Below are 1025 nucleotides of genomic sequence, written 5' to 3' on the forward strand. Positions count from 1 at the left end.
TTAATACGTATTCCGTTAATAAGCTCAACCTCTATGACACAAAAATGGCTTATCCAAATTCGTGAAACACACGCTTTGAATAAGCCGATATCTAAGCTGTTTAATTGTTCATGACCTTGAAGTAATTCTTTTAGTTCCTCTGTTTTCTGCGGACTTTCATTGTATGAGCAGCAGTCATATTTCATTTCTGCAAGCTTGAAAATTTCAGCTTTAACTCTGTCAAAATCCACTTGCGGAGAATCTGTCATCTGATTGATCTCATTCTGTTTTCGTATCACATCGGCAGTAGGTGAATATGTGCTTATCTCGCCGCCGGATTCCAACAAACTCGGATTAGCTATTGCCGAGTTCAGAACAGTCAGAACTGCTCCGATTATCATTTGATCTGTAAGCCGATATTCAAGCTTGTAACAATCGGGATTTCTGCAATCCCAATGCTCGTACTTTGAATTGCCGCCTATCCGTGAAAGTCTGTGACCGCATTCGGAGCAGTATGTACGGTTCCTGATTTCTCGCAAATCAGCGGATATCAGATTAAGTGTAGTTGCTTTCCGTATCCGCTTTTTATTTGCAAGTCTAAAAGTATCATCATCAATTATCTGCGGATATTTGTCAGTACCGAGATACTTTTCATTCTCAATTATCCGCTTAACCATGTTCTTGTTCCACTTATCCGAATCAGCATTGTAGCGAATTTTCTCTGACTGCATAAGCTTTGCGATCTCAGACAAACTTCTGCCTTTCAGATACTCGTCAAATATTTTAACAACGGCGTAAACTTCTTTTGGCTCGGTTGTTATCTCACCGTTTTTCATACAGTATCCGAACGGGATTGTACGATTCTTTGGCATTATTTTCACTCCTTTCAGACTACAATAATATCACATTTTCTTCTCAAAAGCTATTACCAATAGCAACAAAAAAATGCCTTGCAATTTTACCTGCAAAGCATTTAGATTCAGTTATAACAACTTTTCATAATCTCGTCCGGAATACACAACTCTCGCTATCGTTACAAGCTTTTT

1 protein-coding gene is annotated in these 1025 nt (G+C 38.5%); it reads right to left on the reverse strand.

Annotated elements, in window-relative coordinates; translation table 11 throughout:
- A partial coding sequence (locus AB5123_RS14450) for a recombinase family protein (RefSeq protein ID WP_368365015.1) occupies positions 1-851 on the reverse strand: 851 nt, incomplete at its 3' end.
- Positions 852-1025 lie beyond the last annotated feature (174 nt).

This window comes from Ruminococcus sp. RTP21204st1_B2_RTP21204_210225, from assembly GCF_040914135.1.
Lineage (GTDB): Bacteria > Bacillota > Clostridia > Oscillospirales > Ruminococcaceae > Hominimerdicola > Hominimerdicola aceti.